Here is a 24,603-nt window from a genome sequence, read left to right as displayed (position 1 = left end):
AATACCAGTTGTTTTTATTTGGAACTATTCCTAAGTGTTAAGGTTGTTCCAATGGTAATAATCTGAGGGATAATTTCAGTCATCGACATTTGATTGACTAATAGTTCTGCAGCAGATTGACCCATTTTTTCTGTATAAACTTTAACTGAACTAAGCGTTGGGAAAGTATATTCAGCAATAGATGTGTCATTAAAACTAATTAAACTGATTTGTTCAGGCACTTTAATTGATATTTCATTTAATGCACGTAATGCACCGACAGCCATTGCGTCATTTGCAATAAACAACGCTTCTGGTAAATTATCTGATTGATCATTTAATAATTTCAAGGTTAATTGATAACCTGATTCTGGCGTGAAATCGCCTGTATAAACCCATTCGGGATGGTAGTTGCTAGTACGTTCTAAGTGATTTTTAAAGTGAGTGAAGCGGGAATCTGGGCCTAAATTGACATCATCAAATGTACTTTCTTGTCCTGCAATCATGCCAATTTTAGTTAAATTTTGTTTTTTAAAATGGTCAATAACGGTTGTAACTGGCGTTTTGAAATCAGTCATGACGCAACTAATACCAAAATTTAGTGTGTTCATATCAACAAAAACTAAATTAGAATTTAGTTCTTTAAATCCGGCTATTTGTGCTGCACTGTATTTACCGATAACAATAGCACCAAGAGTATCAGTCAAGGCGCTAAATTGATCATTTTGGAAAAAACGTGTAATTTCATAACCGAGTTCAATTAATTTACGTTCGATACCAATTCGAATTGAAAGGTAATACAGGTCATCTAATTCTTCTTTTTCTGTATACCATTCGATAATAGCAATCTTACCTTGAGGTGTACTGGATTTCTTTTTATTTTTTGAATAATTTAAACTTTCAGCTGCTTCAAAGATTCGTTTACGTGTATCGTCGCCAACGGATAATGTTTGATCGTAATTTAACACGCGAGAAACAGTTGCATTAGAAACTTTTGCCAACTGTGCAATGTCTTTAAGTGTTGCCATGACTACCTCCTGATTGATTGGTTATGTGTATCAGTTTACCATAATAAAAAGAATGTCGTAAAAAGATTGTAATTTTAGTAAATATTTAGTAAAATGAAAGCGGTTAATAAATTGGAGGAAAATATAATGAAAATTAATGAATTAAAGAGCGAATTTAAAGATGTTTACGGTGTGGACGCAAATGCAAGTTACTTCTCACCAGGTCGTATCAACTTAATTGGGGAACATACTGATTACAATGGTGGACATGTTTTCCCAACAGCAATTACATTAGGCACATATGCAGTTGCAACAAAACGTGATGATACAACAATTAATATCATGTCAAATAACTTTAAAGATAATGGCGTTGTCTCATTTGATTTAAGTGATTTATCATATCAAAAAGAACATAACTGGGCTAATTATCCAAAAGGGATGATTGTTTACTTGAAAGAGCAAGGTTATGTTATTGATAAAGGATTAGATATTTTACTTGAAGGTAACATTCCAAATGGTGCTGGTTTATCATCATCTGCATCAATTGAATTATTGATGGGTGTTATTTTAGAAGATCAATTTAATTTAGACATTGATCGTGTTGATCTTGTTAAAACAGGTGTCATGGTAGAAAATAAATTTATCGGTGTTAATTCAGGAATTATGGATCAATTTGCAGTCGGTATGAGTAAAGCAAATCATGCTATCTTACTGGATACAAATACACTAGATTACGATTTAGTACCAATTGATTTAAAAGACAACGTTATTATTATTATGAATACAAATAAACGTCGCGAATTAGCAGATTCTAAATATAATGAACGACGTAGTGAATGTGAAGCAGCATTAGCATTATTACAAGAGAAAAATGATATTAAATCATTAGGTGATTTGGACAATGCTAGCTTTGATTTACAAACATACTTAATCCAAAAAGAAAACCTTCTAAAACGTGCGCGTCATGCAGTTTCAGAAAACCAACGGACGATTATGGCTCAAGAAGCTTTGAAAAATGAAGATTTAGTACGTTTTGGTAAATTAGTTAACGCTTCACATGTTTCATTACAATTTGATTATGAAGTAACGGGTATTGAACTTGATACACTTGTTGAAACAGCATGGGAACAACCAGGAGTACTAGGTGCTCGAATGACTGGTGCTGGTTTTGGTGGTTGTGCAATTGCCATTGTTGCTAAAGACAAAGTTGACGCATTTGAAAGTGAAGTGGGTCGTATCTACGAAGAAAAAATCGGTTATGCACCAAGTTTCTATTTAGCAGAAATTGCTGATGGCGCTAAAAAATTAGATTAAGCATAAAGAGATAGAGGGAAAAACATGGATTCTAAACAATTAATTTCAAAATTCGTCGATAAAGTTATTCAGTTTGATCCAACGACTTATTCGACAGATGATAAAATTTATTTAGTAAACGTCGTTTTAGATTTGGTTGGTGAATCAGAGATAGAAGTAACTGAACCAGTTTCTGACACAATAATTGCTGTTAAAGACGAGCTACTTAATTTAGCAATCAAAAACGAGAAAATCAGTGCTCTAATCGCGGAGCAAGATATTCTTGGTGCTAAATTAATGGATCTGGTCACACCAATTCCAAGTCACGTGAATAAACATTTCTGGGATTTATACGCAAAAGACCCAGAGAAAGCTTTGGCTTATTTTTATGAATTAAGTCAGGCTAACGATTACATCAAAGTTGCGGCTATTGCGAAAAACATTGCTTATCAGGTACCAACAAATTATGGTGATTTAGAAATCACCATTAATTTATCTAAACCTGAAAAAGATCCAAAGCAAATTGCTTTAGCTAAAACAATGAAACAAACGGGTTATCCTAAATGCCAATTATGTATGGAAAATGAAGGCTATGCTGGAAGACTAGATTTCCCAGCTCGTCGCAATCATCGGATTGTACGATTTGATTTGGGGGATGCAACATGGGGCTTTCAATATTCGCCTTATGCTTACTTCAATGAACATTCAATTTTCTTAGATGAAAAGCATGAACCTATGGTAATTAACAAAACGACATTTTCAGATTTACTTCAAATTGTTAAAAAATTCCCGGGCTATTTTGCGGGAAGTAATGCAGATTTACCAATTGTAGGTGGCTCAATTTTAACGCATGAACACTATCAAGGTGGACGTCATGATTTTCCAATGGCAAAGGCAGAAATGAGTCAAACAATGCAATTTGCAGGATTTGATGACATTCAAGCAGGTATTGTGAACTGGCCAATGTCAGTCATTCGTTTAAATGGTGAAAATCCAGAACGATTAGCTGATTTAGCAGCAAAAATTTTAACGTCTTGGCAAGAATATAGTGATGCCGATGCACAAATTTTGGCAAAAGATGCTGACGGTACGCCACATCATACTGTGACGCCAATTTCTCGAATGCGTGACGGTCGTTATGAATTGGATTTAGTCTTGCGAGATAATCAAACATCTGATGAATTTCCAGATGGTATTTATCATCCACATGCTGATGTTCAACATATTAAAAAAGAAAACATTGGCTTGATTGAAGTTATGGGATTAGCTATTTTACCACCTCGTTTGAAAACTGAAATAACAGAGGTTGAGAAGTATCTAACAGATCAACCAAATGTCATGGCGGCTTATCATAAAACTTGGGCTGATGAAATTAAGCGTGATAATTCGATGATTTCTAAAGAGACGGTTAGTGAGCTCGTACAAAACGAAGTTGGAAAAGTCTTTATGCGTGTTCTTGAAGATGCTGGGGTTTATAAACAAGATGACCACGGCCAACAAGCATTCGTTAAGTTTATTAAACAAGTTTAAACGTAAAAAGATTAACTTATTTAAGTTAATCTTTTTTATTTAGAAATCAAATAGAAACTAACTGGTTAACGATAATTGTTAAGATAGTGTTAGAAAATTCTCTTTTTAATGTTTTGTGTTAAAATAAAATATATAATATTCTTACTAAAGTTGACATGCTGGTAATTATGAGAATTCTCGGAGGAATAAATGTACAAAAAAGATATTCTGGATCGACCAGAGTTTTTAATATGTGAAATTATTGAATTGCTATCATTAAATGAACATGGGTTATCAAGAAAAGTAATCTGTAATCGATTAAATGTTTCAAATACAGCTTTGCGAGTTGCACTAGAGTAATTGGATGGCGAATTCAATTCAGGTGATGAACCCTATATGATCATAAAAAAGAATAACATTCAATTTATAGGTAAAGGCAAAATTAATTTTTACGAAACGGTTTATCGGTATGTGAAAGAGTCTATTAATTACCAAATTTTAATGGCATTCTATTATGATGAAAATAGCAGTATTGAAAATTTGAGTCTTAGTTTAAATGTTAGTGAATCATCTATCTTCAGAAGAATTAAGCAACTTAATAATTTGTTGTCTGAATTTCAGATTAAAATTGCACATGGTGAGGTAGTTGGTTCTGAATTACAAATTAGATTTTTTTACTATTCACTATTTCTAGCGACAGATTTTAACTATAATGATACGATAGAAGCGGGCGTCATTCTTGAATACATTAAAGTATTTGAAACATATTTTAACTTCAATGTGAATGATAGTAATTTAATGAGGACTAGAATTTGGATGAAGGTCAGTGTTCATCGAATGATGCGAAAAGATCGTGATAATTGGGTGATTTCTGATGATTTAGCAGATATGATTGCAAATAATTCACTATTTAACCAAGTTGAAGAAAAGATGCAAGATATTTATATTAAGTTCTCAAATAAAATTGATGTTCATTTTGAGAGCGCCCTACTTTACGCTTGGACAACTGCTTTTGTTTCAGTTCCTTCAAGTGCTTACTTGTCCCGCGATTTTATTGCAATTAATCACACAAATAACACCAAACTTCAACAAGCTGTTAAATATTTGGAACAAGGATTTGAATCTAAATTAGATGTTAAAATTATCGGTGAAAATGTTAGTAAATCATTGTACCCAATTTGTACTGAAGCATTTTGTTTTCATGGAACGATGGATGCCGTGGGAACTTACATGATGAATAGTTATCGAAAAAAATATTCAAATCATTCAGTTCGACGTCATGTTGAGATTGCCATGGATGAATTAATCGACAGTCCATTATTAGCTAAAAAATGGTCTGATTTCTATAAGCGATACAGGCAGCCATTTATTAATAAAATGGTCGAAATTTTTAGCGCTAGATTGTTAGAAAAAGAAACCATGTTAACAGTTGGGGTTGATTTAAATGCAAACGAGCGAATTAAAGAATTATTTGTCAGAAATATGAGTCAAGATTTAAATATTAATTTACGCGTTAATGTCAGTATTTATGATTCTAGTCAACGATATGATATGGTGGTTACTAATTTCATGAATAAAAATTATAAAAACAATGCATTTGATAAGTATATTATCACTGCATTAGGACTTGATAATGATATGCCAGAGATGGGGAAACGACTGTTAAACGTGAATAGAAAACACTATCAGTAAAAATGTTTCTAGTTTTTTTTTTGATAGTACAACCCATGAATCATTCGGTATACTCTATATTATAGAGAACTAACAAGAGATATTCGTGGGGGATTTCTTTTGAAGCATTAAACAGTATCGAATTGGGCAAACATTTATTTATTACAAAATAAAAAAAGACGATTATAATTTAACGATTATAATCGCCTTTTTTTATAGGCTACCAAGTGTGATAAGATAGAGAATAAACGTTATGACGAGAAATGAAGGATAATGACATGCAATTTACGCTAACAAACAATGGTGAAGGCACAATTAGTTTAAAAAAATTTTTAATTGAGGTTGGCGTTAGTAAACGATTAATCGCCAGAATTAAACAAGGCGAGGGACAAGTTCGAGTTAACAAAAAGAATGAATATTGGGATTATCAACTGATTGATGGTGATGAAGTTATTTTGACGTTGCCAGAAGAACCAGATAACGATGCCATACATGCAAGTGATGAACCATTAAATATCGTCTTTGAAGATGAAAACTGGTTAGTAGTCGATAAGCCAGCTGGTATGGTAACCGTGCCAGGCCCATCTAATGAAGATACAACATTGGTTAACCGTGTTAAAGGCCATTTGATTGCAACTCATTCAAGTAGTTTCGTGCCACATGTTATTACGCGTTTAGACCGTTTTACAAGTGGACTTGTTTTATTAGCTAAGCATGGATTTGCACATAGTTTGATTGCTGCTCAATTAAGTAATGGTCAGTTAGAAAAATCATACTTAGCAATTGTTGCAGGTGACGTTAAAAGTGATCAAGGAGATATTAAAGAACCAATTGGTAAAAAGGAAGGCGAAATTCGTCGTTCTGTTATGGCTGAAGGAAAAGCCTCAGAAACAACTTATAAAGTTGTAACGAGATTTCCAGACTACACATTAGTTGATGTGAAGTTAGTTACGGGCCGAACACATCAAATTCGTGTACATTTTGATTTTATTCATCATGCTTTGGTTGGGGATGCGTTATATGATGGCCCGATGGACAAAGGTATTGATAGACAGGCATTACATGCTGCTAAATTAAGCTTTGAAGATCCATTTACGGGTAAAAAATTAGCTTTTGAATCAGAACTCCCAGCTGATATGGCTCAATTATTAAAATAGTATCAGGCAAGATTGTATATTTGGATAAAGTGGCGAATATCTATTGTATTTCGTGAACTTTTTCTTTATTATTAATATAGTTATAATCAATTTGTGAAAGCACTTTTAAGTGAGGAAATAATAAATGAAAAAGATGATTATTAGAGGCGGTAAAAAACTGTCTGGCGAAGTAATAATCGGTGGTGCTAAGAATAGTACTGTTGCATTGATTCCTGCAGCTATTCTTGCGGATACACCTGTGCATTTTGACAGTGTCCCCGATATTTTAGATGTACATAATTTAATGAAAATTTTAGATCAAATGAATGTTAAGTCTGAATTTAACGCTGGTAACTTAATGGTAGATCCTACGATGATTAAGGATGAACCTTTACCTGGTGGTGCCATTAAAAGTTTAAGAGCTTCTTATTACTTTATGGGTGCCTTATTAGGTCGGTTCGGTCGTGCAGTTGTTGGATTTCCTGGTGGTGATAATATTGGACCACGTCCGATTGATCAACACATCAAGGGATTTAAAGCTCTTGGCGCTGAAGTTATCGAAGAAGAAGACGCAGTGATTATTACGAGTGGCCCTGAAGGATTAAAGGGAGCCCGTATTTTTATGGACCTTGTTTCAGTGGGTGCAACAATTAACATTTTATTGGCTGCTGTCCGTGCAAAAGGAACCACAATCATTGAAAATGCTGCAAAAGAACCTGAAACCATTGATATTGCAACATTCTTGAATAATATGGGTGCTCATATTCGTGGTGCGGGGACTGGTGAAATCAGAATTCAAGGTGTTGATAGCTTAAAAGCTGTTAATACGCATACGATTATTCCAGATCGTATTGAAGCTGGTACTTATATCTCACTTGCTGCTGCAATGGGTGAGGGCGTTTTAATTAAGAATGTTATTACTGAACATTTAGATTCATTTTTAGCTAAACTTAGTGAAATGGGCGTTACTTTCCAAGTGAATGAAGATAGTATTTTTGTTCCTGGTGGCGATAAAATTATCCCAATTGAAGTGACAACTTCACCATATCCTGGGTTTGCAACTGACTTGCAACAACCAATTACTGCCGTTATGCTCAAGGCTACAGGTGAGAGTCGTATTATTGATACACTTTATCCTGAACGGATTAAGCACATTCCAGAAATGCAACGAATGGGTGTTAAGATTGAATCAAAAGATGGCATTATTCGAATCAATCAATCAACTGAATTAACAGGCCAAACTGTTTATGCAGATGAAATTCGTGCAGGTGCTGCATTACTTGAAGTTGCTTTAATGACTAATGGTACGACTGTCATTGAGAAAGCCGATAATATTTTACGTGGTTATGATTGCGTTGTACAAAAAATGACAAATTTATCTGCTGATGTAGAAATTATTGATGAAGATTAGGTGATTAAATGAGCGACTTCTTAACGATGGGTGAATTAAAAGACAAGACGCTTAAAGAAATTTATGGCTATGCCCAAGAATATAAAATACAATATTATAGCCAAATGAATAAAAAAGAATTGTCTTTGGCAATTCTAAGGGCTCAAGCAAAACAACAAGGATTCATTTTGATGGAAGGTGTCTTAGACATTGTTCCCAATCAGGATGGATTCGGTTTTTTGCGTCCAATTAACTACGGCCCATCACAAGAGGACATTTATATTTCTGCCTCACAAATTAAGCGATTTAATTTAAGAAATGGGGATTTAGTCGGAGGTAAAGCACGACCACCAAAGCCTAATGAACGTTATTATGGGTTAATGCACGTTGATACAGTTAATGGTAAAAATCCAGAAGAAGCAAAGGAACGTCCACATTTTCCTGCACTGACGCCCTTATATCCTAATCGACAATTAACTTTAGAAACAACTAGTCAAAATCTTTCAACGAGATTAACTGATTTATTTGCTCCTATTGGATTTGGTCAACGTGGTTTAATCGTGGCACCACCTAAAGCTGGGAAAACAACTTTACTTAAAGAGATTGCTCAAGGAATCGCAGAAAATCATCCCGATGTAAAATTAATCGTACTATTAATTGATGAACGACCTGAAGAAGTGACTGATTTAGAACGATCAATTAAAGGTGATGTTGTATCGTCAACATTCGATCAACAACCAGAGAACCATGCGCGTGTTTCTGAACTTGTTTTAGAACGTGCAATGCGATTAGTTGAAGATAAGCAAGATGTTGTTATTTTAATGGATTCAGTTACTCGCTTGGCTAGAGCGTATAATTTAACGATTCCGCCAAGCGGACGGACGTTATCAGGTGGGATTGATCCAGCAGCATTTTATCGACCTAAAAAATTCTTTGGTGCTGCACGTAATATTGAAGAAGGTGGAAGCCTGACAATATTAGGAACTGCTTTGGTTGATACGGGTAGCCGAATGGATGATGTGATTTATGAAGAGTTCAAAGGAACCGGTAATATGGAATTACAACTCTCAAGAGAGCTTGCTGAACGCCGTATCTTCCCTGCTGTCGATTTAAAAAAATCAAGTACACGTAAAGAAGAATTATTATTATCTAAGCAAACAATTGAAGAACTATGGCAGATTCGAAAGATGATGACAGGCGATTCACTAGGTGCTACGGAACGTGTTATCCAAAAAATGAAGAAAACAAAAAATAATGCTGAATTTTTAAAAGAGTTAACAAAAACAAGTAAATAAAATTTAATTGTAAAACGAGTTAATTCGTGATAAGATTGTGCATGTTGTAATATAAAGAATAACTCTAATTCAGCAGATGGATTAGGGCAAAGGAGAATACTTACTTATGAAAAAAGAAATCCATCCAGATTACCATGAAGTTGTATTTATGGATACTACTTCAGGTTACAAATTTATCTCAGGTTCAACAAAACATTCAGAAGAAACAATTGAAATGGAAGATGGCAAATCATACCCATTGATTCGTGTCGAAATTTCATCGGATTCACATCCATTCTATACTGGACGTCAAAAATTCACTCAAGCCGATGGCCGTGTGGATCGTTTCAACAAGAAATATGGTCTTACAGACGCAAACGCTGCAAAATAAGAACTATTTCGAAAAGGAAGAAGCCAATAAGCTTCTTCCTTTTTTTATACAAAAAAATAGTAACGTTCAACTAGATTGAACGTTACTATTCAGCTTTTCGTGAATACATCCCTTTTGTGACGTAGAGAACCCAGATGAGATTAATACCAACTAAAATAGCGGTAGAAATAAAGACACCTTTGTAATCGAATACGCCAGAAACGGTAGAGCCAATCATAGGACCAACGACTGATCCCATGGCTTGGAATGATTGATTGTAACTGAACACTCGACCTGTGAATTCTGCCGGTGTATTTTTTGTTAGAATTGTTTGAACTGCAGGTAACATTGCGGCATCCGTAATCCCAATTAAGAAACGTAAGCCGCCAAGTTGCCAAACATTAGTCACTAATGCCATTGGAATAAAAATGAAAATTGCGACAGTAAGTGCAATTTTTAAAATACGTTCTGTTCCAATTTTATCGCCTAGTACTCCTAAGCGAGGCGCAGCAATTAGCGTTGCTATTCCTGGAATAGAAGCCACACACCCACTGATAAAGGTAACATTTCCAACGTTATGTAAGAGTTCTCGAACGTATAAGCTTAGAATAGGACTAATGGAATAATTTGATGCTTGAATGATTAAGGTAGTGACAAACATCCCGATAATTAATTTAGGATGATGTAATTTCTTGAAGATTTCTTTTGACGTTTGCATTTCACCTTTTTCAACAGGCGTAAAATGTTCATGTACAAAGAAATAACTAAGTAAGAAAACAATTAGCAAAATCGCAGCAGTAATGAAGAAGGTAATACGATAGCCGAAGACCCCAGCTATTGCGCCACCGATTAGTGGTCCAAATAAAGTACCAGTAACACTACCGGTAACTAAAATACCGAGTGCTTTACCACTTTGCCGCTTGGGTGTCTCTGTTGCAATCAGTGCCTGTGAGTTACTAATATAACCAGAAAAGACACCTTGTAATAAACGTAACGCAATTAATTGGTAAACGTTACTGACAAGCCCCATCAGGCCTAAAACAATGGCCATTCCGAATGAAGCTCTTAAAATCATTAATTTACGACCTTTTCGATCAGCTAAACGACCCCATAGTGGGGAAACAATGGCGGTAATTAAAAATGTAGATGAATAGGTAATGCCGCTATAAAAATTTAATTCGGTTTTGGTGAAGTCACCTAACGTATCAATATAAAGTGACATAAATGGCATAATTAAACTAAATGCCACGCCAGCCATGAACGTACCAAACCATAAAACAAATAAATTTTGTTCCCAAGGTTGTCTAGAACGAAAAAATGTTGATTTTAGTGAAGTCAACAAATTAAACAGTCCCCCTAAAGATATTTTTTGATAATTATAATCATAACACTAAACAAGGATAAAAGTTATATGGTAAAATAGTTGTTAAGCGAAAGTGGGGGTTATTAATGGAAAAAAATAAAGCAGCTAAAAAAAGTCGTTGGAAAAAATGGCTAACAACTATATTATTAATACTATTGTTATTGGTGGGGCTTTCGCTAGTATTCAATGAACAAATTAAAAACTTTATTGTTGGACTAACAGACCCAACCATTAATTCAGAATTAGTCGATAAAAATAAAAATAAAAAAGCATCCTTTGATTTTAGTGAAGTTAAGAGTTTGAATACGGCAGATGTCGTGAAAGCAAAAGCAAATGAAAAAAATTTGGTTTTACTTGGAGAAATTAGTATTCCGGATGTCTCAATGAACTTGCCGATTGCTAAAGGCGTTAGCACTGATACCTTGGCACTTGCTGCTGGAACTTTAAAGGAAAACCAAAAAATGGGCGAGGGTAATTATGCACTTGCTGGACATCATATGATTCGAAAGGATTTATTGTTTAGTCCATTAGTTAGCATGAAAATTGGCCAAAAAATCTATTTAACAGATGCTAAAAAGATTTATGAGTATGAAACATCTAAAATGAAATATATCAAAGCAACAGACGTTCAAGTTATTGATGATGTACCCGGAGAAAAATTAGTCACATTAATTACTTGTGATGATACGGGTGCCGGACGTTTGATGGTCCAAGGTGAGTATGTTAAAGATTGGACATACAATGCTGCACCAAAAACAGTTCAAAAGTATTTTAAAATGATTCATAATAATAAATAATAAAAATGACCACAAATTTTAAAATTTGTGGTCATTTTTATTATTTAATTTGTGCTTTAATATAATCAATCCAGTAAGGCATTCCAAGACTAATTAAGTTATAAGTTTCGTCAAAGTCACCAGTAATCCATGGATCAGGAACAGATTCTTTTTCTTTACCGGGAACAATTGAAAGGAAGTTAACGATTTTTTCTTTTTTAGATGCAGGTGCAGCTTTTTCAAGACGCTCAACATTGATATCATCCATTGCAATAATTAAATCACTATTAATGAAATCTAAGTAACTAACCGGACGTGAGATTAAGCCATCTGTTGGAATCTGATGTTCAACAAGTTTAGTAATAGTCCCTTCATGGGCGCCATTTCCTTCTTGTGAAGAACTTGTGCCAGCAGAATCAACAGTTACTTGGTCAGAAAGGTTTAACTTAGCTAAATCGTCTCGTAACATTGCTTCAGCCATTGGTGATCGGCAAATATTTCCCATACATACAAATAATACATTCATGTTAATAATCCCCTTTACAAATTTCTTAATAATGCTATTATGCCATAATAATCACATTATTAAAACTAGTTAGATAAATTGGTGTAACCGTTAGCTTAATTGCTTTCTAAAAGGGTCTAACTTTGGTATGATAATTAAGAATAGAAACTAAAATAAGACACTTTATATTTAAAGAGGAGACTGAAAATTATGGCAATGATTATTATCGGAGTTATCGTAGTACTTTTAGTTATTATGTACATTAGCGGCTACAATGGTTTAGTAAAAGCAAAAATCCGGACTGAGGAATCATGGAGTCAAATTGACGTCCAATTAAAACGTCGTAATGATTTAATTCCTAACTTAGTTTCAACTGTTAAGGGATATGCAACTCACGAAAAAGAAACATTTGCTAAAGTAGTTGAATTACGTAATCAATTAACACAAGTACCAACGGATGCACATGAAACAACAATGGAAGTTTCTAATCAATTGAGTCAATCATTGAAAAGTATTTTTGCGTTATCTGAAAGTTACCCAGATTTAAAAGCTAACACAGAATTCACTAAGTTAATGGAAGAACTATCAAATACAGAAAATAAAATTTCTTATTCACGTCAACTATTTAACTCAACTGCTGCAAGTTTAAATGCAAAAATTCAATCATTTCCAAGTAACATTGTTGCCGGAATTCATCATTTTACAAAAGTAGAATATCTTGAAGTCCCTGAAGCTGAAAAAGCTGTACCCAACGTTTCATTTGATTAAACAGTTAGGAGATAACTAATGCTATATGATCAAATCGCGCGAAATAAGCGCAAAACAGTTTATGTTTTAATTGGTTTTGTTTTATTGATGGTTGCGATTGGTAGTGCCGTTGGCTATGTTTTTTTCAATAGTGCTGTTTCTGGACTACTTATGGCTGTTGTCATTGCAGTTGTTTATATGGGATTGATGATTTCACAATCAACTAGCGTTGTCATGAGTATGAATCATGCAACTGAAATAAAATCAGTCGATGATGCACCTGAATTATGGCATGTTGTTGAAGATATGGCGATTGTGGGCCAAGTTCCAATGCCAAAAGTGTTTATTATTGAAGATGATAGTCCTAATGCGTTTGCAACGGGAAATAATCCAGAACACGCGGCAGTTGCTGCAACAAGTGGCTTAATCAATCGATTAAATCGTGAAGAATTAGAAGGCGTTATGGCGCATGAAATTTCGCATGTACGCAACTACGATATTCGATTATCAACAATTGCATTAGCATTATCGGCAGCAATTTCATTATTAGTAAATATTGGAATGAACTCATTTTGGTGGGGCGGAGGTCGCCGTCGAAGTGATGATCGAGAAGGTGGCGGATCATTAGAAATTATTTTGATGATTTTATCATTATTATTGGTTATTTTAGGACCAATTGCAGCAACAATTGCTCAGCTTGCACTTTCTCGAAACAGAGAATATTTGGCTGATGCTTCTGCTGTTGAATTAACGCGTAATCCGCAAGGACTAATCCATGCGTTGGAAAAAATTTCTGATAGTAAACCAATGGAACGTGCCGATCCAAGTAGTGCGGCACTTTATATTTCAAATCCATTGAAGAAAAAAACAACTGGATTATTTCAAACACATCCACCGATGGAAGATAGAATTGAAAGATTAGAAGCAATGTAAACTATTTTATAAAATGGGGATGATAGTGGTGAGAGACAATTTAGTCTACGTTCATGTTGAAACGGTTTCTCATTTGATTTTATCATATGGGATTTCCAAAGAAGATTTCATAACAAGCATTCCCAGATTACCAACTAATATTTTATCGTTAAACCCAGTGGATTATGAAAATGAAATTGACATCGCAACAGGATTTAACACGGTAACCGGGGAAGAAGATACTGCACGTTATTTGAATAAAAAGACTGTTGGGTTAAAGCAAAGTTGGATTGATTTCGATAGTCAAGATGATTTAGAATTAATAACACCAAGAGAAGTAGCAGAATTCTTATATTTGGGACATGCATTTTCTCATATTCAATCACCTTTTTACTATAAATTGCAGAATGACTACGTTTTTTTAACGTTACCAAATGATGCATTAAAAATCTACTATCGTTATTTAACGCAATTTTATAATGTTTTTTCTAAATCAATTATTAGACATGCGAATCAATCGTATCGTGAAAAAAATGGTCTGTTTAGACGACGTCCTATGACGTTGAAAAAGATACCTAAAAAAATTGTTGAAGAATTAATGCCATTATTTGTTGAAGGTGTAATATTAGATTTTTCAAGGATCACAATTAATAATACGAAGTTAATATTACCTGTCTATATTATGATAGATAACGTTTCTCAGATGAAGTGGCATGAGCCAACATTGGAGACAGAAAGTGCCAAGTTAGTTGCTAATTTGGAGTATCGATTTGTAGATCAAGAATGGTTTATCGAAGTTTCTAACAAATCTGCTTTTGAAGACAGTATTATATTCTAAAAAGATAACGTATTATTATGTTATCTTTTTTTATTTTTGTTGAATTTAAAAAGAATGGTACAATAGGACGTGCAAAAAATGGAGGGCAATACGAATGCGAGTTTATTTACTCTATGGTGGTAAAAGTGCAGAACATGAGATCTCACTTTCAACTGCTTTTCAAATAACACAAGCGATATATTACCAATACTATTCGGTAATTCCAGTTTATATTACGAAAACGGGGAATTGGCTGCAAGGTCAGACGCTTAACGAACCAGTTAAATTTGTTGATAATTTAAGACTTAGAGAAACAGATGAAAAAGGACAAGCAACGAATAATCATGAAAATTCAACTGGAATAAAATTTTTGCCAAATGGATTTGACCCTGAAGATAGTGTGGTTTTTCCTGTCTTACATGGCCCAAATGGTGAAGATGGAACTGTCCAAGGACTACTTGAAACGTTGAATATCCCCTATGTTGGTAACAGTGTACTAGCATCGGCTGTCGGTAATGATAAAATAATGAGTAAATTACTCTTTAAACAAGCCGGAATTCCGGTTGTACCATTCCAAGCGATTGACTCACAGTCTTGGGAAAATAACACTGCAAGTGTGATTGCCAGATGTGAGGGCGAATTACTTTATCCAATGTATGTGAAACCATCTAATTTGGGTTCAGGAATCGGTGTTACACAGGTGAATAATAGTGTTGAATTACAATATGCAATTGATAATGCTTTTGAACTTGGTCCTCGAGTGATTGTAGAACGAGGCATTGTAGCACGTGAAATTGAAATTGGATTATTAGGTAACGAAGAAATCGCAACAAGTGTACCAGGAGAAATTTTGTCGTTTGATGACGTCTATGATCGTAAACTTGCAATGAAGGAAGATCACGAAGCCAGAATTCCAGTTGAACTCGATGAGGAATTATTGGATAAGATAGTTGGTTTTTCTAAAACAGCTTTTGCGGTTATTGATGGATCAGGGCTTGCTAGGTGTGATTTTTTAATTAGCGCTAACCAAGATATTTATTTAAATGAGATTACAACAATGCCAGGATTTTATAAAAATGCAATGTATCCAAGATTGTGGGAAGCCGTTGGGCTGAGTTACAGTGATTTAATTGAAGAATTATTACAATTAGCATTGAAAAAAAATCAGGCAAATAATAGTAAACAATAGATTTAATGGTCATATGAATGCGAGGGTTTATATAATGAAAATGCAATTAACTGAAATTGCGAGCGCAGTTAGCGCCAAGAACGAAATTACTGATGAACCAATTAATATATCGAGTGTTTCATTTGATAGTCGACAACTAACGGAAGGCAGTTTATTTGTACCTATTGTGGCAGAAAATGACGGTCATGATTATATCCAAAGTGCGATTGATAATGGTGCAACAGCGACTTTATGGGCAGTTGACCATCAAGATACAATGCCAACGAAAATCCCAGCTATCTTAGTAGATGACACATTAATGGCTTACCAAGATTTAGCAAAACATTACTTGGATAAAATTAATCCTAAAGTTGTCGCAGTTACTGGTAGTAACGGTAAAACGACAACTAAAGATATGATTACAGAAATTTTAAGTCAGCAATATAATGTTTGTAAAACGGAAGCGAATTTCAATAATCATTTAGGCGTACCGATGACTTTATTAAGTATAGAACCTAATACGGAAGTTGTTGTTGTCGAAATGGGGATGGATCATCCTGGTGAGTTAGACTTTTTAAGTCGAATTGCACAACCTGATGTCGCTGTTATTACGATGATTGGCGAAGCACATATCGAATTTTTTGGTACGCGAGATAAAATTGCGGATGCAAAAATGGAAATTGTGAATGGGCTGAAAGAAGACGGCTTGTTGGTTTATAATGCAGATGAACCGTTATTAAGAGAACGTGTTTCCAATATTGAACAGCAATCATTTGGCTTCGGTCATGGTGAAAGTGCTGACTTGAGTGTTTCAAATGTTGTCGGCAATCAAACAATGACTAGCTTTAAAGTGAGAGAAATGGCTGATTTTAATTTTACAATTCCAATGATTGGCACATATAACGTAGATAATGCGATGGCTGCTATCTCAGTTGGTCGTCATTATCGTGTGTCACCTAAAAATATTGTAAAGGCGCTTAGTGATTTTGATTTAACGAAGAATCGGACAGAGTGGCTTAGAGGTCATTTGGGCGAGTCAATTTTAAGTGATGTCTATAATTCAAATCCGACAGCTGCAAAAGCTGTTATCAAAGCATTCTCAAACAGCGATGTTGAAGGTAATCGAATGGTTGTTTTGGGTGATATGCTTGAATTAGGTGAGCAATCTAGCGATATGCATCTCAGCTTGGCTGATAGTTTTGATAATGAAAAAATTCAAAGCGTTTATCTTTACGGAGAACAAATAAAATCTTTAGCAACAGCATTAAAATCAAAGTATGATGATCAACATCTTCATTATTATGATTTAGATGAAAAAGAAGCTATGGTTGAAGATTTATTAAAAATACGTACTGAAAAAGATTCTATTTTGATTAAAGGAAGCCATGGCGTTCATTTAGAAACCGTTTTATCGGCTTTACAAAGTAATTAGAGAGTTGCTTAATATTATTTAAGGTGCTATTATAGTTTAAATAGTGACTCATGAAGGGTCAGACTTAAATTAATTTAACTTTACAAGACAGTAATTGACGACGAACTCTTAACTGTGTTGTGAAGCATGTTAGTTTGCAAACACATTAGGAGGAATTTATACTTGAAATTTACAGAATTAGGACTATCCGATGAACTACTAAAGGCCGTTCAACGCAGCGGTTTTGAAGAAGCAACACCTATCCAATCTGAAACAATTCCAATGGCTTTAGAAGGAAAAGATGTTATTGGACAAGCACAAACAGGTACTGGTAAAACTGCTGCATTTGGTTTACCAATCTTAGATACAATTGATACAACAAAAGATGAAGTTCAAGCACTTATCATCTCACCAACACGTGAACTTGCTATTCAAACGCAAGAAGAACTTTACCGTTTAGGTAAAGAAAAACATGCTAAAGTTCAAGTTGTTTATGGTGGGTCTGATATTCGTCGTCAAATCAAGAGTCTTAATCGCGCACCTCAAATTTTAGTTGGAACACCAGGACGTTTATTAGATCATATTCGTCGTCGCACCGTTAAATTAGGTAATGTTAAAACTTTGGTTTTAGATGAAGCTGATGAAATGTTAGATATGGGATTCGTTGAAGATATCGAAAGCATCTTAACAACTGTTCCTGACGAACGTCAAACATTGTTATTCTCTGCAACAATGCCAACTGCTATTCGCCGTATTGGTGAAAGATTTATGACAGATCCAACTTTGGTAACTGTTAAGGCAAAAGAATTAACAACTGACTTAGTTGATCAATTCTACGTAATCTCAAAAGATTTCGAAAAATTTGATATCATGACACGTATGTATGATGCTCAAAACCCAACACAAACAATCGTGTTTGGTCGTACAAAACGTCGTGTTGACGAATTAGCTAAAGGATTTGAAATGCGCGGATACAACGCTAAAGGAATCCATGGTGATTTATCACAACAACGTCGTATGAGTATTTTACGTGAATTTAAATCAGGTAAACTTGATATTTTAGTTGCAACTGATGTTGCTGCTCGTGGTTTAGATATTTCTGGGGTTACCCATGTCTTTAACTATGATATTCCTCAAGATCCTGAAAGTTATGTCCATCGTATTGGCCGTACAGGCCGTGCCGGACATAAAGGAACTTCATTGACATTTGTTTCACCAAATGAAATGGATTACTTACGTCAAATCGAAAAATTAACTAAGAAACGTATGGTGGCTTTAACACCACCTACAGATGATGAAGCATTTGCTGGTCAAATTGAAACAGCAATCGCTGACGTTACTGCCTTAGTTAACAAAACTGATACTAAAAAATATGCAAAACAAGCTACTGAATTAATGGCTAAGTTTGAAGTTGCTGATTTAGTTGCAGCATTACTTAGTGATGTTATTAAAAATGATTCATCACAAGTACCTGTTAAGATTACACCAGAACGCCCATTACCTAGACGTAAGGGGGGTGGCGGTGGTGGCGGAAACAACCGTCGTAGCGGCAATGGCGGTGGAAATCGTCGTGGTGGCAACGGTGGTGGTTACCAAGGCAACCGTAATGGTGGCGGAAACCGTAGTAACGGTGGAAGTTCAGATCGTCGTAACGGAAGTAGCGATCGCCGTAGCAATGGTAATGGTGGCGGAGGTTACAAAGGTAACCGCTCAAGCGATAATCGTTCAAATGACAACCGTTCAAACGGAAGTAGCGCACCAAAACGTAACTTCACAATCAGAACAAAAGATTAATTTGAATATTGAAAAGAGACCTATTAATTTAGGTCTCTTTTTTTGTTTAAAATTGCTATTCTTACAATATTGATAGGTAAAATATAAACGATTTTAGTGCAGAAAATGAATAAATTTGATAAACTTAACAAGGATATCAATGAAAAGAAATAGGTGATAATATGATTTATGGAATTGGTGTTGATATTGCCGATATTGATCGAGTAGTAAAGTTGGCAAAACAACATGAAGAATTTATAACAAAGATTCTCACAACAAATGAAATTAAACAATTTGATGAATTAAAAGGTAGTCATAAAGACGAATTTATTGCTGGAAGATTTTCCGCCAAAGAGGCATACAGTAAGGCTTTTGGAACGGGAATAGGGGATAAAGTTGGCTTTTTAGATGTTGAAATATTAAATAATGAAATTGGTAAACCGATAATTACGCAGCACCCTTTTGAGGGTAATGGCTTTATTTCAATTTCTCATACGAACAATTTAGTTATGACTGAAGTTATTTTAGAAAATCAAGAAAAGGGGATGTAAAAATGGTTGTAGGTTATCATCGTCCAACCCAAATCGTGGTAGATAGGGCAGCTATTAAGGCAAATATCACAGCTGAAAAAAAGACATTAACAGATGAGACGGTTATTTTTGCTGTTGTTAAAGCTGATGCGTATGGTCATGGATTGATTGAAGTAGCTAAAGTTGCAAAAGATGCTGGTGTAAAAGGTTTTTGTGTGGCAATAATTGATGAGGCATTAGCGTTACGAGAAGCCGGGTTTGTTGAAACTATCTTGATTCTGGGATTAACGAAAGTTGAATATGCACCGTTACTGGCAAAAAGCAAAATATCTGTAACTGTTTCAGAACTTGGCTGGTTACAAGAAGCTAATAAGTTACTGAGTGAAGAAAAATTAGCGCCTTTGGCCGTTCATTTAGCATTGGATACAGGAATGGGTCGTATTGGTTTTAGAGAAGCAGAACCGTTTTTAGAGGCAATTAATTTCCTTGGAAGTCATCAAAATACATTAAACTTTGAAGGGGTTTTTACTCACTTTGCGACAGCAGACTCTCCTAATGATTCGTATTTTAAAAAACAAATGTCAAAATTTAATGAATTGATGTCAGTAGTTTCTGATAGACCTCGTTATGTACACGTTTCTAATTCTGCAACGAGCTTATGGCACTCTGCTTGCAACGGTAATATGATTCGGATGGGCATTTCAATGTATGGTTTAAATCCATCTGGTGGTGAATTAGAACTACCTTATGCGTTAAAACCAGCATTTGGATTAACATCTGAATTAAGTTATGTGAAAGAAATCCATGCAGGTGATTCAGTTGGTTACGGTATTACATATCAAGCTCAAGAAAATGAATGGGTTGGTACAGTACCAATTGGGTATGCAGATGGTATGCCCCGAAAGATGCAAGGCTTTAAACTATTAGTCGACGGTCAATTTTGCGAAATAATTGGTCGAGTTTGCATGGATCAATTAATGATTAGATTGCCACATGAAATGCCAAATGATACAAAAGTAACTCTAATAGGCCAAGATGGCGATGAAATGATTACAGCACAGGATGTTGCAACGTACGCTGAAACAATTCATTATGAAATAATCTGTGCACTTTCAGGACGAGTACCACATGTCTACCTAAATTAGTATTTATTTGCTTAGTTTGCTATGGTAAACTATCTGTAGAGTGTAATTCTATGGGGGAAGTGCAGATGGATAAAAATGAGAAAGTAGCAATGAGTCATATAGCCGATTACTGTGCATATTATTCGATTACCAATGAAGCGTTGAAGGATAGCGAAATATTTAACTCTATTTTAAGTCATAAAAAAATGATGGATGAGTTAATTGATGGCTACTCAGAAATGGGACAATTGAATAGTGAAATCTGTAATGATTTTAAAGGATCTGAAGATGAAGTGTTATTGCACCTTCAAATTATGTAGAGAGTTGGGATAAGATGGTTGAAAGTATCATACGTGGTGATATATTCTATGCAGATTTATCGCCCGTTATTGGTTCTGAACAAGGCGGTATGAGACCTGTTCTCATTATCCAAAACAATATTGGGAATCGTTATAGTCCGACAGTCATCGTTGCCGCCATTACGGCGCGCATCCAGAAGCCTAAAATGCCAACACATGTTGGACTTTTAGCAAGTAGAGATGGTATTGAAAAAGATTCAGTTATACTAATGGAGCAAATTCGCACAATTGATAAGCAACGTCTAAAAGATCGTATCACGCATGTATCGAAAAAAAGTATGCTTGAGGTTGATGATGCGCTTAGAATGAGTGTTGGACTTGTTTCAGCAATACATAAAGAAAAATAAACAGTAAAAAGACATAAAAAAACGTGGTTCGTAACCATCCCACGCTAAAAAACTAAGGGAGTCTATTAATAATGACAAAAAATAATCGTGTAAACCAGGTAATCATTAATGGTTTAATCGCTGCACTTTATATCGTATTGGCAGTTGTTCCAGGAATGGTGAACATGGCTAGTGGTGCTATTCAATTTCGACTATCAGAAGGATTGAATCACTTAGTACTTTTCAATAAGAAATATATCTGGGGTGTTTCATTAGGGGTTATCTTATTTAATCTCTTTTACAGCAGTCCGTTAGATGTTCTTTTTGGGGGCGTACAAACAATCATGGGTCTTTTAATTGTGATTTTTGTTAGTCCTAAGTTTAAGAAAATGTGGCAAAAAATGCTTTTAAATATTATGGTTTTCTCATTTACCATGTTTTTAATCGCTATTATGTTGAACATTACAGCGAGCTTACCGTTCTGGCCTACTTACGGTACAACAGCATTATCTGAATTTGTAATAATGACAATTACAGCACCAATAATGCTCGTTTTAGATCGTGCTATTCACTTTGATAAAAGAATGCATTAAAAAAACAGACCCGAAAGGGTCTGTTTTTTTGTCTAACTACGTAAATCTTCAATTTCAGAAACAATAAATTCTTTACGTCCTAAGTTATCAACAATTTTATCAACTTTTTCTTGGTTTACACCAGCTGGTAATGTGAATAATGTTCGGCGTAATAATTCGCCTTCTTTAACATCTAAAGTCATACAACTAGCAATTGATGAATATTTTGTAATGATTTTAGCCATATCAACTAAATCACCACGTTCGCCAGCTGAAATAACAGTTAAGACATAACTACCAACATCAAAATTCCATGATTGAGACAACATATCTAGAAGACGTGTATGTGTTAAAATACCCTCAAAATAGTTGTTTTCATTTAAAACAGCAATATAAGGTAAGTCTTTAATTGAAAAGAAAACGTTGAAGAAAGCTGAATCAGATGAAATAAACTTAGTCGCATTTTTAAGAAGATAAGTAACAGGAAGTGACATATCGCCACCCTGTGATTTATGACGATAAATATGCATTTTATAAATATTACCACGGAAAATTTGACCCGTTTCATCTAAGATTGGCACACAACGGAATCCAGAATTTTCTAGGACCGTAAGTGCTTCTTCAAGTGTGACACTTTCACGGACGGTTGTTAGTTCTTTTAATGGTTTAACTAAAGTATTTAATAACATATAGGCGCCTCCAAATATTAAATTTTTCTCATTTACATTTTTATAATACCATAAAAAAAGCTTTTTAACAGTAATTTGACTATTAAAATTGTATTAAAAAAGGAACGGAAGAATGTCTTCCGTTCCTTTTTTGGAAAATAATTAAAAATTATTCACCTAATGCTTTAAGACCATCATTTAATACTTGTTTCAAAGTAGCAGCTGAATCAGTCATACGTTTAGATTCAACATCACTTAAAGGTACTTCGATGATTTGTGCAAGACCTTGGCCATTAACAACACCTGGTGTACCGATATAAATATCGTTCAAACCATATTGTCCGTCCATGTATGCACTAACAGGTAATACGGCATTTTCGTCACGCAAAATTGCTTTTGAAAGACGAGCTAATGCTGTACCAATACCGTAGAATGTTGCGCCTTTTTTGTTGATAATTTCGTAAGCTTTGTTACGAACGTCATCTTCAATTTTAGCAAGTTGGTCATCAGAAATGTTGTTAGCTTTTGCCCAATCTAAGAATGGAAGACCACCAACAGTTGCAGCTGAGTAAGCAGCAAATTCTGTATCGCCATGTTCGCCCATCATGTAAGCATGGATTGAACGAGGATCTGTAATGTCAGTTAATTTGCTTAAAGCAACACGTAAACGTGAAGTATCAAGTGAAGTACCTGAACCAATAACACGATCTTTAGGGAAACCAGAGAATTTCATTGTTGCGTAAGTTAAAATATCAACTGGGTTAGCAGCAACTAAGAAAATACCTTTAAATCCAGATTCAACGATTGGAGATACGATACTTTTCAAGATGTTTAAGTTTTTGTTTACAAGGTCAAGGCGTGTTTCACCTGGTTTTTGTGGAGCACCAGCAGTGATAACGACAAGATCTGCATCTTCACAGTCAGAGTATTCTGCTGAGTAGATACGTTTAGGAAATGCGAATGGTGTTGCATCTTCTAAATCTAAAGCATCTCCGACAGTGCGATCTTTCGCAACATCGATGATACCGAATTCTTCGCCGACACCTTGGAGTGTCATTGCGAATGCGTAACTAGAACCTACGGCGCCATCGCCGACTAAGATAACTTTTTGATGATTTTCTGTTTTTGTCAAAATAATTCATCCTTTCAGAGCTATAATTATTACTGAATAATTATAACATGTTTGTTTGTGAAAAAACATACTAGATGAGAGAGTTCTTTCACAAAATTTTCATAAATCGAGTATGGTATAATAGTTGAAAGAAAAGAATAGGGTCGAAATGCTGGGTAAGTTGAATAAACTTGCCCAGATGTTTGCGTTTATTTAAAGGAGAAATTAAAATGAAAATGATAGTCGGTTTAGGAAATATTGGGCAAAAGTATGATGGAACAAGACACAATGTCGGATTCGCTACAGTAGATGTATTTGCAAAACAACATAATGCCGATTTTGGATCTAGCAAGTATGAAGCGCAAGTGGCATCGTTTAATTTAAATGGTGAAAAAATTGTCTTAGTTAAACCATCTACTTATATGAATGATTCAGGTCGAGCTGTTAGACCGTTGATGGATTTCTATAAAATTGATGTTTCAGACATCCTTATTGTGAACGATGATCTTGATTTAGAAGTTGGTCGGATTCGATTACGTCAAAAAGGATCAGCAGGCGGACATAATGGTTTGAAAAGCATTATCGCACATACAGGAACACAGGAATTTAAACGTATTAAAATTGGTATTGACCATCCAGACAAAGTTTCTGTCGTAGATTGGGTATTAACGAAATTTTCTAAAAACCAAGAAAAAGACTTAGGTGATGCAATCAATACAGCAACTTTAGCAATTGAGGATTGGTTGGAAACAGATGATTTTATGAATACGATGAACAAGTATAACCATAAATAAGAAAAAGCTGTTTAGAAA

The 24,603-nt window shown here is 34.8% G+C and carries 26 protein-coding genes and 1 riboswitch; of the genes, 21 read left to right on the top strand and 5 right to left on the bottom strand.

All coding sequences use genetic code 11. From position 1 onward, the window contains the following. Positions 1-14 precede the first annotated feature (14 nt). A complete protein-coding gene (locus AC1RPG_RS00185; RefSeq protein ID WP_481760873.1) occupies positions 15-1,007 on the bottom strand; it encodes a LacI family DNA-binding transcriptional regulator in 993 nt (330 codons plus the stop codon). A gap of 126 nt (positions 1,008-1,133) precedes the next feature. Here AC1RPG_RS00185 and AC1RPG_RS00180 point away from each other — a divergent pair, with 126 nt between their 5' ends. The 8 genes from AC1RPG_RS00180 to AC1RPG_RS00145 all read left to right on the top strand — a co-directional run bounded on the left by AC1RPG_RS00180 (position 1,134) and on the right by AC1RPG_RS00145 (position 9,650). Then, positions 1,134-2,300 (top strand): galactokinase, encoded by a 1,167-nt coding sequence (locus tag AC1RPG_RS00180; RefSeq protein ID WP_481760872.1) that lies wholly within the window; start codon positions 1,134-1,136, stop codon positions 2,298-2,300. 24 nt (positions 2,301-2,324) lie between these two features. Then, positions 2,325-3,809, top strand: a complete 1,485-nt coding sequence (gene galT / locus AC1RPG_RS00175; protein ID WP_481760871.1) for a UDP-glucose--hexose-1-phosphate uridylyltransferase — start codon at positions 2,325-2,327, stop codon at positions 3,807-3,809. A gap of 189 nt (positions 3,810-3,998) precedes the next feature. Further along, entirely contained in the window at positions 3,999-4,148 is a 150-nt protein-coding gene (locus AC1RPG_RS00170) for a hypothetical protein (protein ID WP_481760870.1), read from the top strand. Between the two features lie 36 nt (positions 4,149-4,184). Then, positions 4,185-5,480, top strand: coding sequence for a helix-turn-helix domain-containing protein (locus AC1RPG_RS00165; RefSeq protein WP_481760869.1), 1,296 nt, complete (start codon positions 4,185-4,187; stop codon positions 5,478-5,480). 257 nt (positions 5,481-5,737) lie between these two features. Continuing rightward, positions 5,738-6,616 (top strand): RluA family pseudouridine synthase, encoded by an 879-nt coding sequence (locus AC1RPG_RS00160; protein WP_481762396.1) that lies wholly within the window; start codon positions 5,738-5,740, stop codon positions 6,614-6,616. 124 nt (positions 6,617-6,740) lie between these two features. After that, a complete protein-coding gene (locus tag AC1RPG_RS00155; RefSeq protein ID WP_481760867.1) occupies positions 6,741-8,006 on the top strand; it encodes a UDP-N-acetylglucosamine 1-carboxyvinyltransferase in 1,266 nt (421 codons plus the stop codon). Between the two features lie 8 nt (positions 8,007-8,014). Further along, entirely contained in the window at positions 8,015-9,280 is a 1,266-nt protein-coding gene (rho, locus tag AC1RPG_RS00150; RefSeq protein WP_409021602.1) for a transcription termination factor Rho, read from the top strand. A 106-nt stretch (positions 9,281-9,386) separates the two neighbouring features. Continuing rightward, positions 9,387-9,650, top strand: a complete 264-nt coding sequence (locus tag AC1RPG_RS00145; protein ID WP_409021601.1) for a type B 50S ribosomal protein L31 — start codon at positions 9,387-9,389, stop codon at positions 9,648-9,650. Positions 9,651-9,735: 85 nt separating this feature from the next. Here AC1RPG_RS00145 and AC1RPG_RS00140 read toward each other — a convergent pair whose 3' ends face one another. Then, complete coding sequence (locus AC1RPG_RS00140; protein ID WP_481760866.1) at positions 9,736-10,971, bottom strand: multidrug efflux MFS transporter; 1,236 nt, start codon at positions 10,969-10,971, stop codon at positions 9,736-9,738. A gap of 107 nt (positions 10,972-11,078) precedes the next feature. On the opposite strand from AC1RPG_RS00140, the gene AC1RPG_RS00135 reads away from it, so the two are divergent. Beyond that, entirely contained in the window at positions 11,079-11,789 is a 711-nt protein-coding gene (locus AC1RPG_RS00135; RefSeq protein ID WP_481760865.1) for a class A sortase, read from the top strand. 40 nt (positions 11,790-11,829) lie between these two features. On the opposite strand, the gene AC1RPG_RS00130 is transcribed toward AC1RPG_RS00135, so the two are convergent. After that, positions 11,830-12,294, bottom strand: a complete 465-nt coding sequence (locus AC1RPG_RS00130) for a low molecular weight protein-tyrosine-phosphatase (protein ID WP_481760864.1) — start codon at positions 12,292-12,294, stop codon at positions 11,830-11,832. 189 nt (positions 12,295-12,483) lie between these two features. Here AC1RPG_RS00130 and AC1RPG_RS00125 point away from each other — a divergent pair, with 189 nt between their 5' ends. From AC1RPG_RS00125 to AC1RPG_RS00075, 11 genes are all read left to right on the top strand, one after another. Continuing rightward, complete coding sequence (locus tag AC1RPG_RS00125; protein WP_409021597.1) at positions 12,484-13,041, top strand: LemA family protein; 558 nt, start codon at positions 12,484-12,486, stop codon at positions 13,039-13,041. An 18-nt stretch (positions 13,042-13,059) separates the two neighbouring features. Then, a complete protein-coding gene (gene htpX / locus AC1RPG_RS00120) occupies positions 13,060-13,953 on the top strand; it encodes a zinc metalloprotease HtpX (RefSeq protein WP_409021596.1) in 894 nt (297 codons plus the stop codon). A gap of 28 nt (positions 13,954-13,981) precedes the next feature. Beyond that, positions 13,982-14,770 (top strand): hypothetical protein, encoded by a 789-nt coding sequence (locus tag AC1RPG_RS00115; protein ID WP_481760863.1) that lies wholly within the window; start codon positions 13,982-13,984, stop codon positions 14,768-14,770. 94 nt (positions 14,771-14,864) lie between these two features. Further along, positions 14,865-15,938 (top strand): D-alanine--D-alanine ligase family protein, encoded by a 1,074-nt coding sequence (locus tag AC1RPG_RS00110; protein ID WP_481760862.1) that lies wholly within the window; start codon positions 14,865-14,867, stop codon positions 15,936-15,938. 34 nt (positions 15,939-15,972) lie between these two features. Then, the gene (locus AC1RPG_RS00105) at positions 15,973-17,349 is read left to right on the top strand and encodes a UDP-N-acetylmuramoyl-tripeptide--D-alanyl-D-alanine ligase (RefSeq protein WP_481760861.1); all 1,377 of its coding nucleotides are present in this window, start codon (positions 15,973-15,975) and stop codon (positions 17,347-17,349) included. Positions 17,350-17,511: 162 nt separating this feature from the next. Continuing rightward, complete coding sequence (gene cshA, locus AC1RPG_RS00100; protein ID WP_481760860.1) at positions 17,512-19,122, top strand: degradosome RNA helicase CshA; 1,611 nt, start codon at positions 17,512-17,514, stop codon at positions 19,120-19,122. 161 nt (positions 19,123-19,283) lie between these two features. Continuing rightward, the gene (gene acpS / locus AC1RPG_RS00095) at positions 19,284-19,652 is read left to right on the top strand and encodes a holo-ACP synthase (RefSeq protein WP_481760859.1); all 369 of its coding nucleotides are present in this window, start codon (positions 19,284-19,286) and stop codon (positions 19,650-19,652) included. Positions 19,653-19,654: 2 nt separating this feature from the next. Further along, complete coding sequence (gene alr / locus AC1RPG_RS00090) at positions 19,655-20,776, top strand: alanine racemase (RefSeq protein WP_481760858.1); 1,122 nt, start codon at positions 19,655-19,657, stop codon at positions 20,774-20,776. Between the two features lie 65 nt (positions 20,777-20,841). Then, positions 20,842-21,075 (top strand): hypothetical protein, encoded by a 234-nt coding sequence (locus AC1RPG_RS00085; protein WP_481760857.1) that lies wholly within the window; start codon positions 20,842-20,844, stop codon positions 21,073-21,075. 14 nt (positions 21,076-21,089) lie between these two features. Then, a complete protein-coding gene (locus tag AC1RPG_RS00080; RefSeq protein WP_409021588.1) occupies positions 21,090-21,461 on the top strand; it encodes a type II toxin-antitoxin system PemK/MazF family toxin in 372 nt (123 codons plus the stop codon). A gap of 17 nt (positions 21,462-21,478) precedes the next feature. Continuing rightward, positions 21,479-21,523, top strand: a riboswitch (PreQ1 riboswitch). Positions 21,524-21,532: 9 nt separating this feature from the next. After that, positions 21,533-22,033 (top strand): QueT transporter family protein, encoded by a 501-nt coding sequence (locus AC1RPG_RS00075; protein WP_481760856.1) that lies wholly within the window; start codon positions 21,533-21,535, stop codon positions 22,031-22,033. A gap of 32 nt (positions 22,034-22,065) precedes the next feature. On the opposite strand, the gene cbpA is transcribed toward AC1RPG_RS00075, so the two are convergent. Both cbpA and AC1RPG_RS00065 read right to left on the bottom strand, forming a co-directional pair. After that, complete coding sequence (gene cbpA, locus AC1RPG_RS00070) at positions 22,066-22,701, bottom strand: cyclic di-AMP binding protein CbpA (RefSeq protein WP_409021586.1); 636 nt, start codon at positions 22,699-22,701, stop codon at positions 22,066-22,068. 148 nt (positions 22,702-22,849) lie between these two features. After that, positions 22,850-23,812 (bottom strand): L-lactate dehydrogenase, encoded by a 963-nt coding sequence (locus AC1RPG_RS00065; protein WP_409021585.1) that lies wholly within the window; start codon positions 23,810-23,812, stop codon positions 22,850-22,852. A 209-nt stretch (positions 23,813-24,021) separates the two neighbouring features. Here AC1RPG_RS00065 and pth point away from each other — a divergent pair, with 209 nt between their 5' ends. After that, positions 24,022-24,585, top strand: a complete 564-nt coding sequence (pth, locus tag AC1RPG_RS00060) for an aminoacyl-tRNA hydrolase (protein ID WP_409021584.1) — start codon at positions 24,022-24,024, stop codon at positions 24,583-24,585. Positions 24,586-24,603: the final 18 nt, after the last annotated feature.

The sequence above is a fragment of the Dellaglioa sp. CoH-57-MRSF-18 genome (assembly GCF_056781995.1).
Note: the sequence above shows the minus strand (reverse complement) of the source record. Positions and strands in the feature narration are given on the sequence as shown.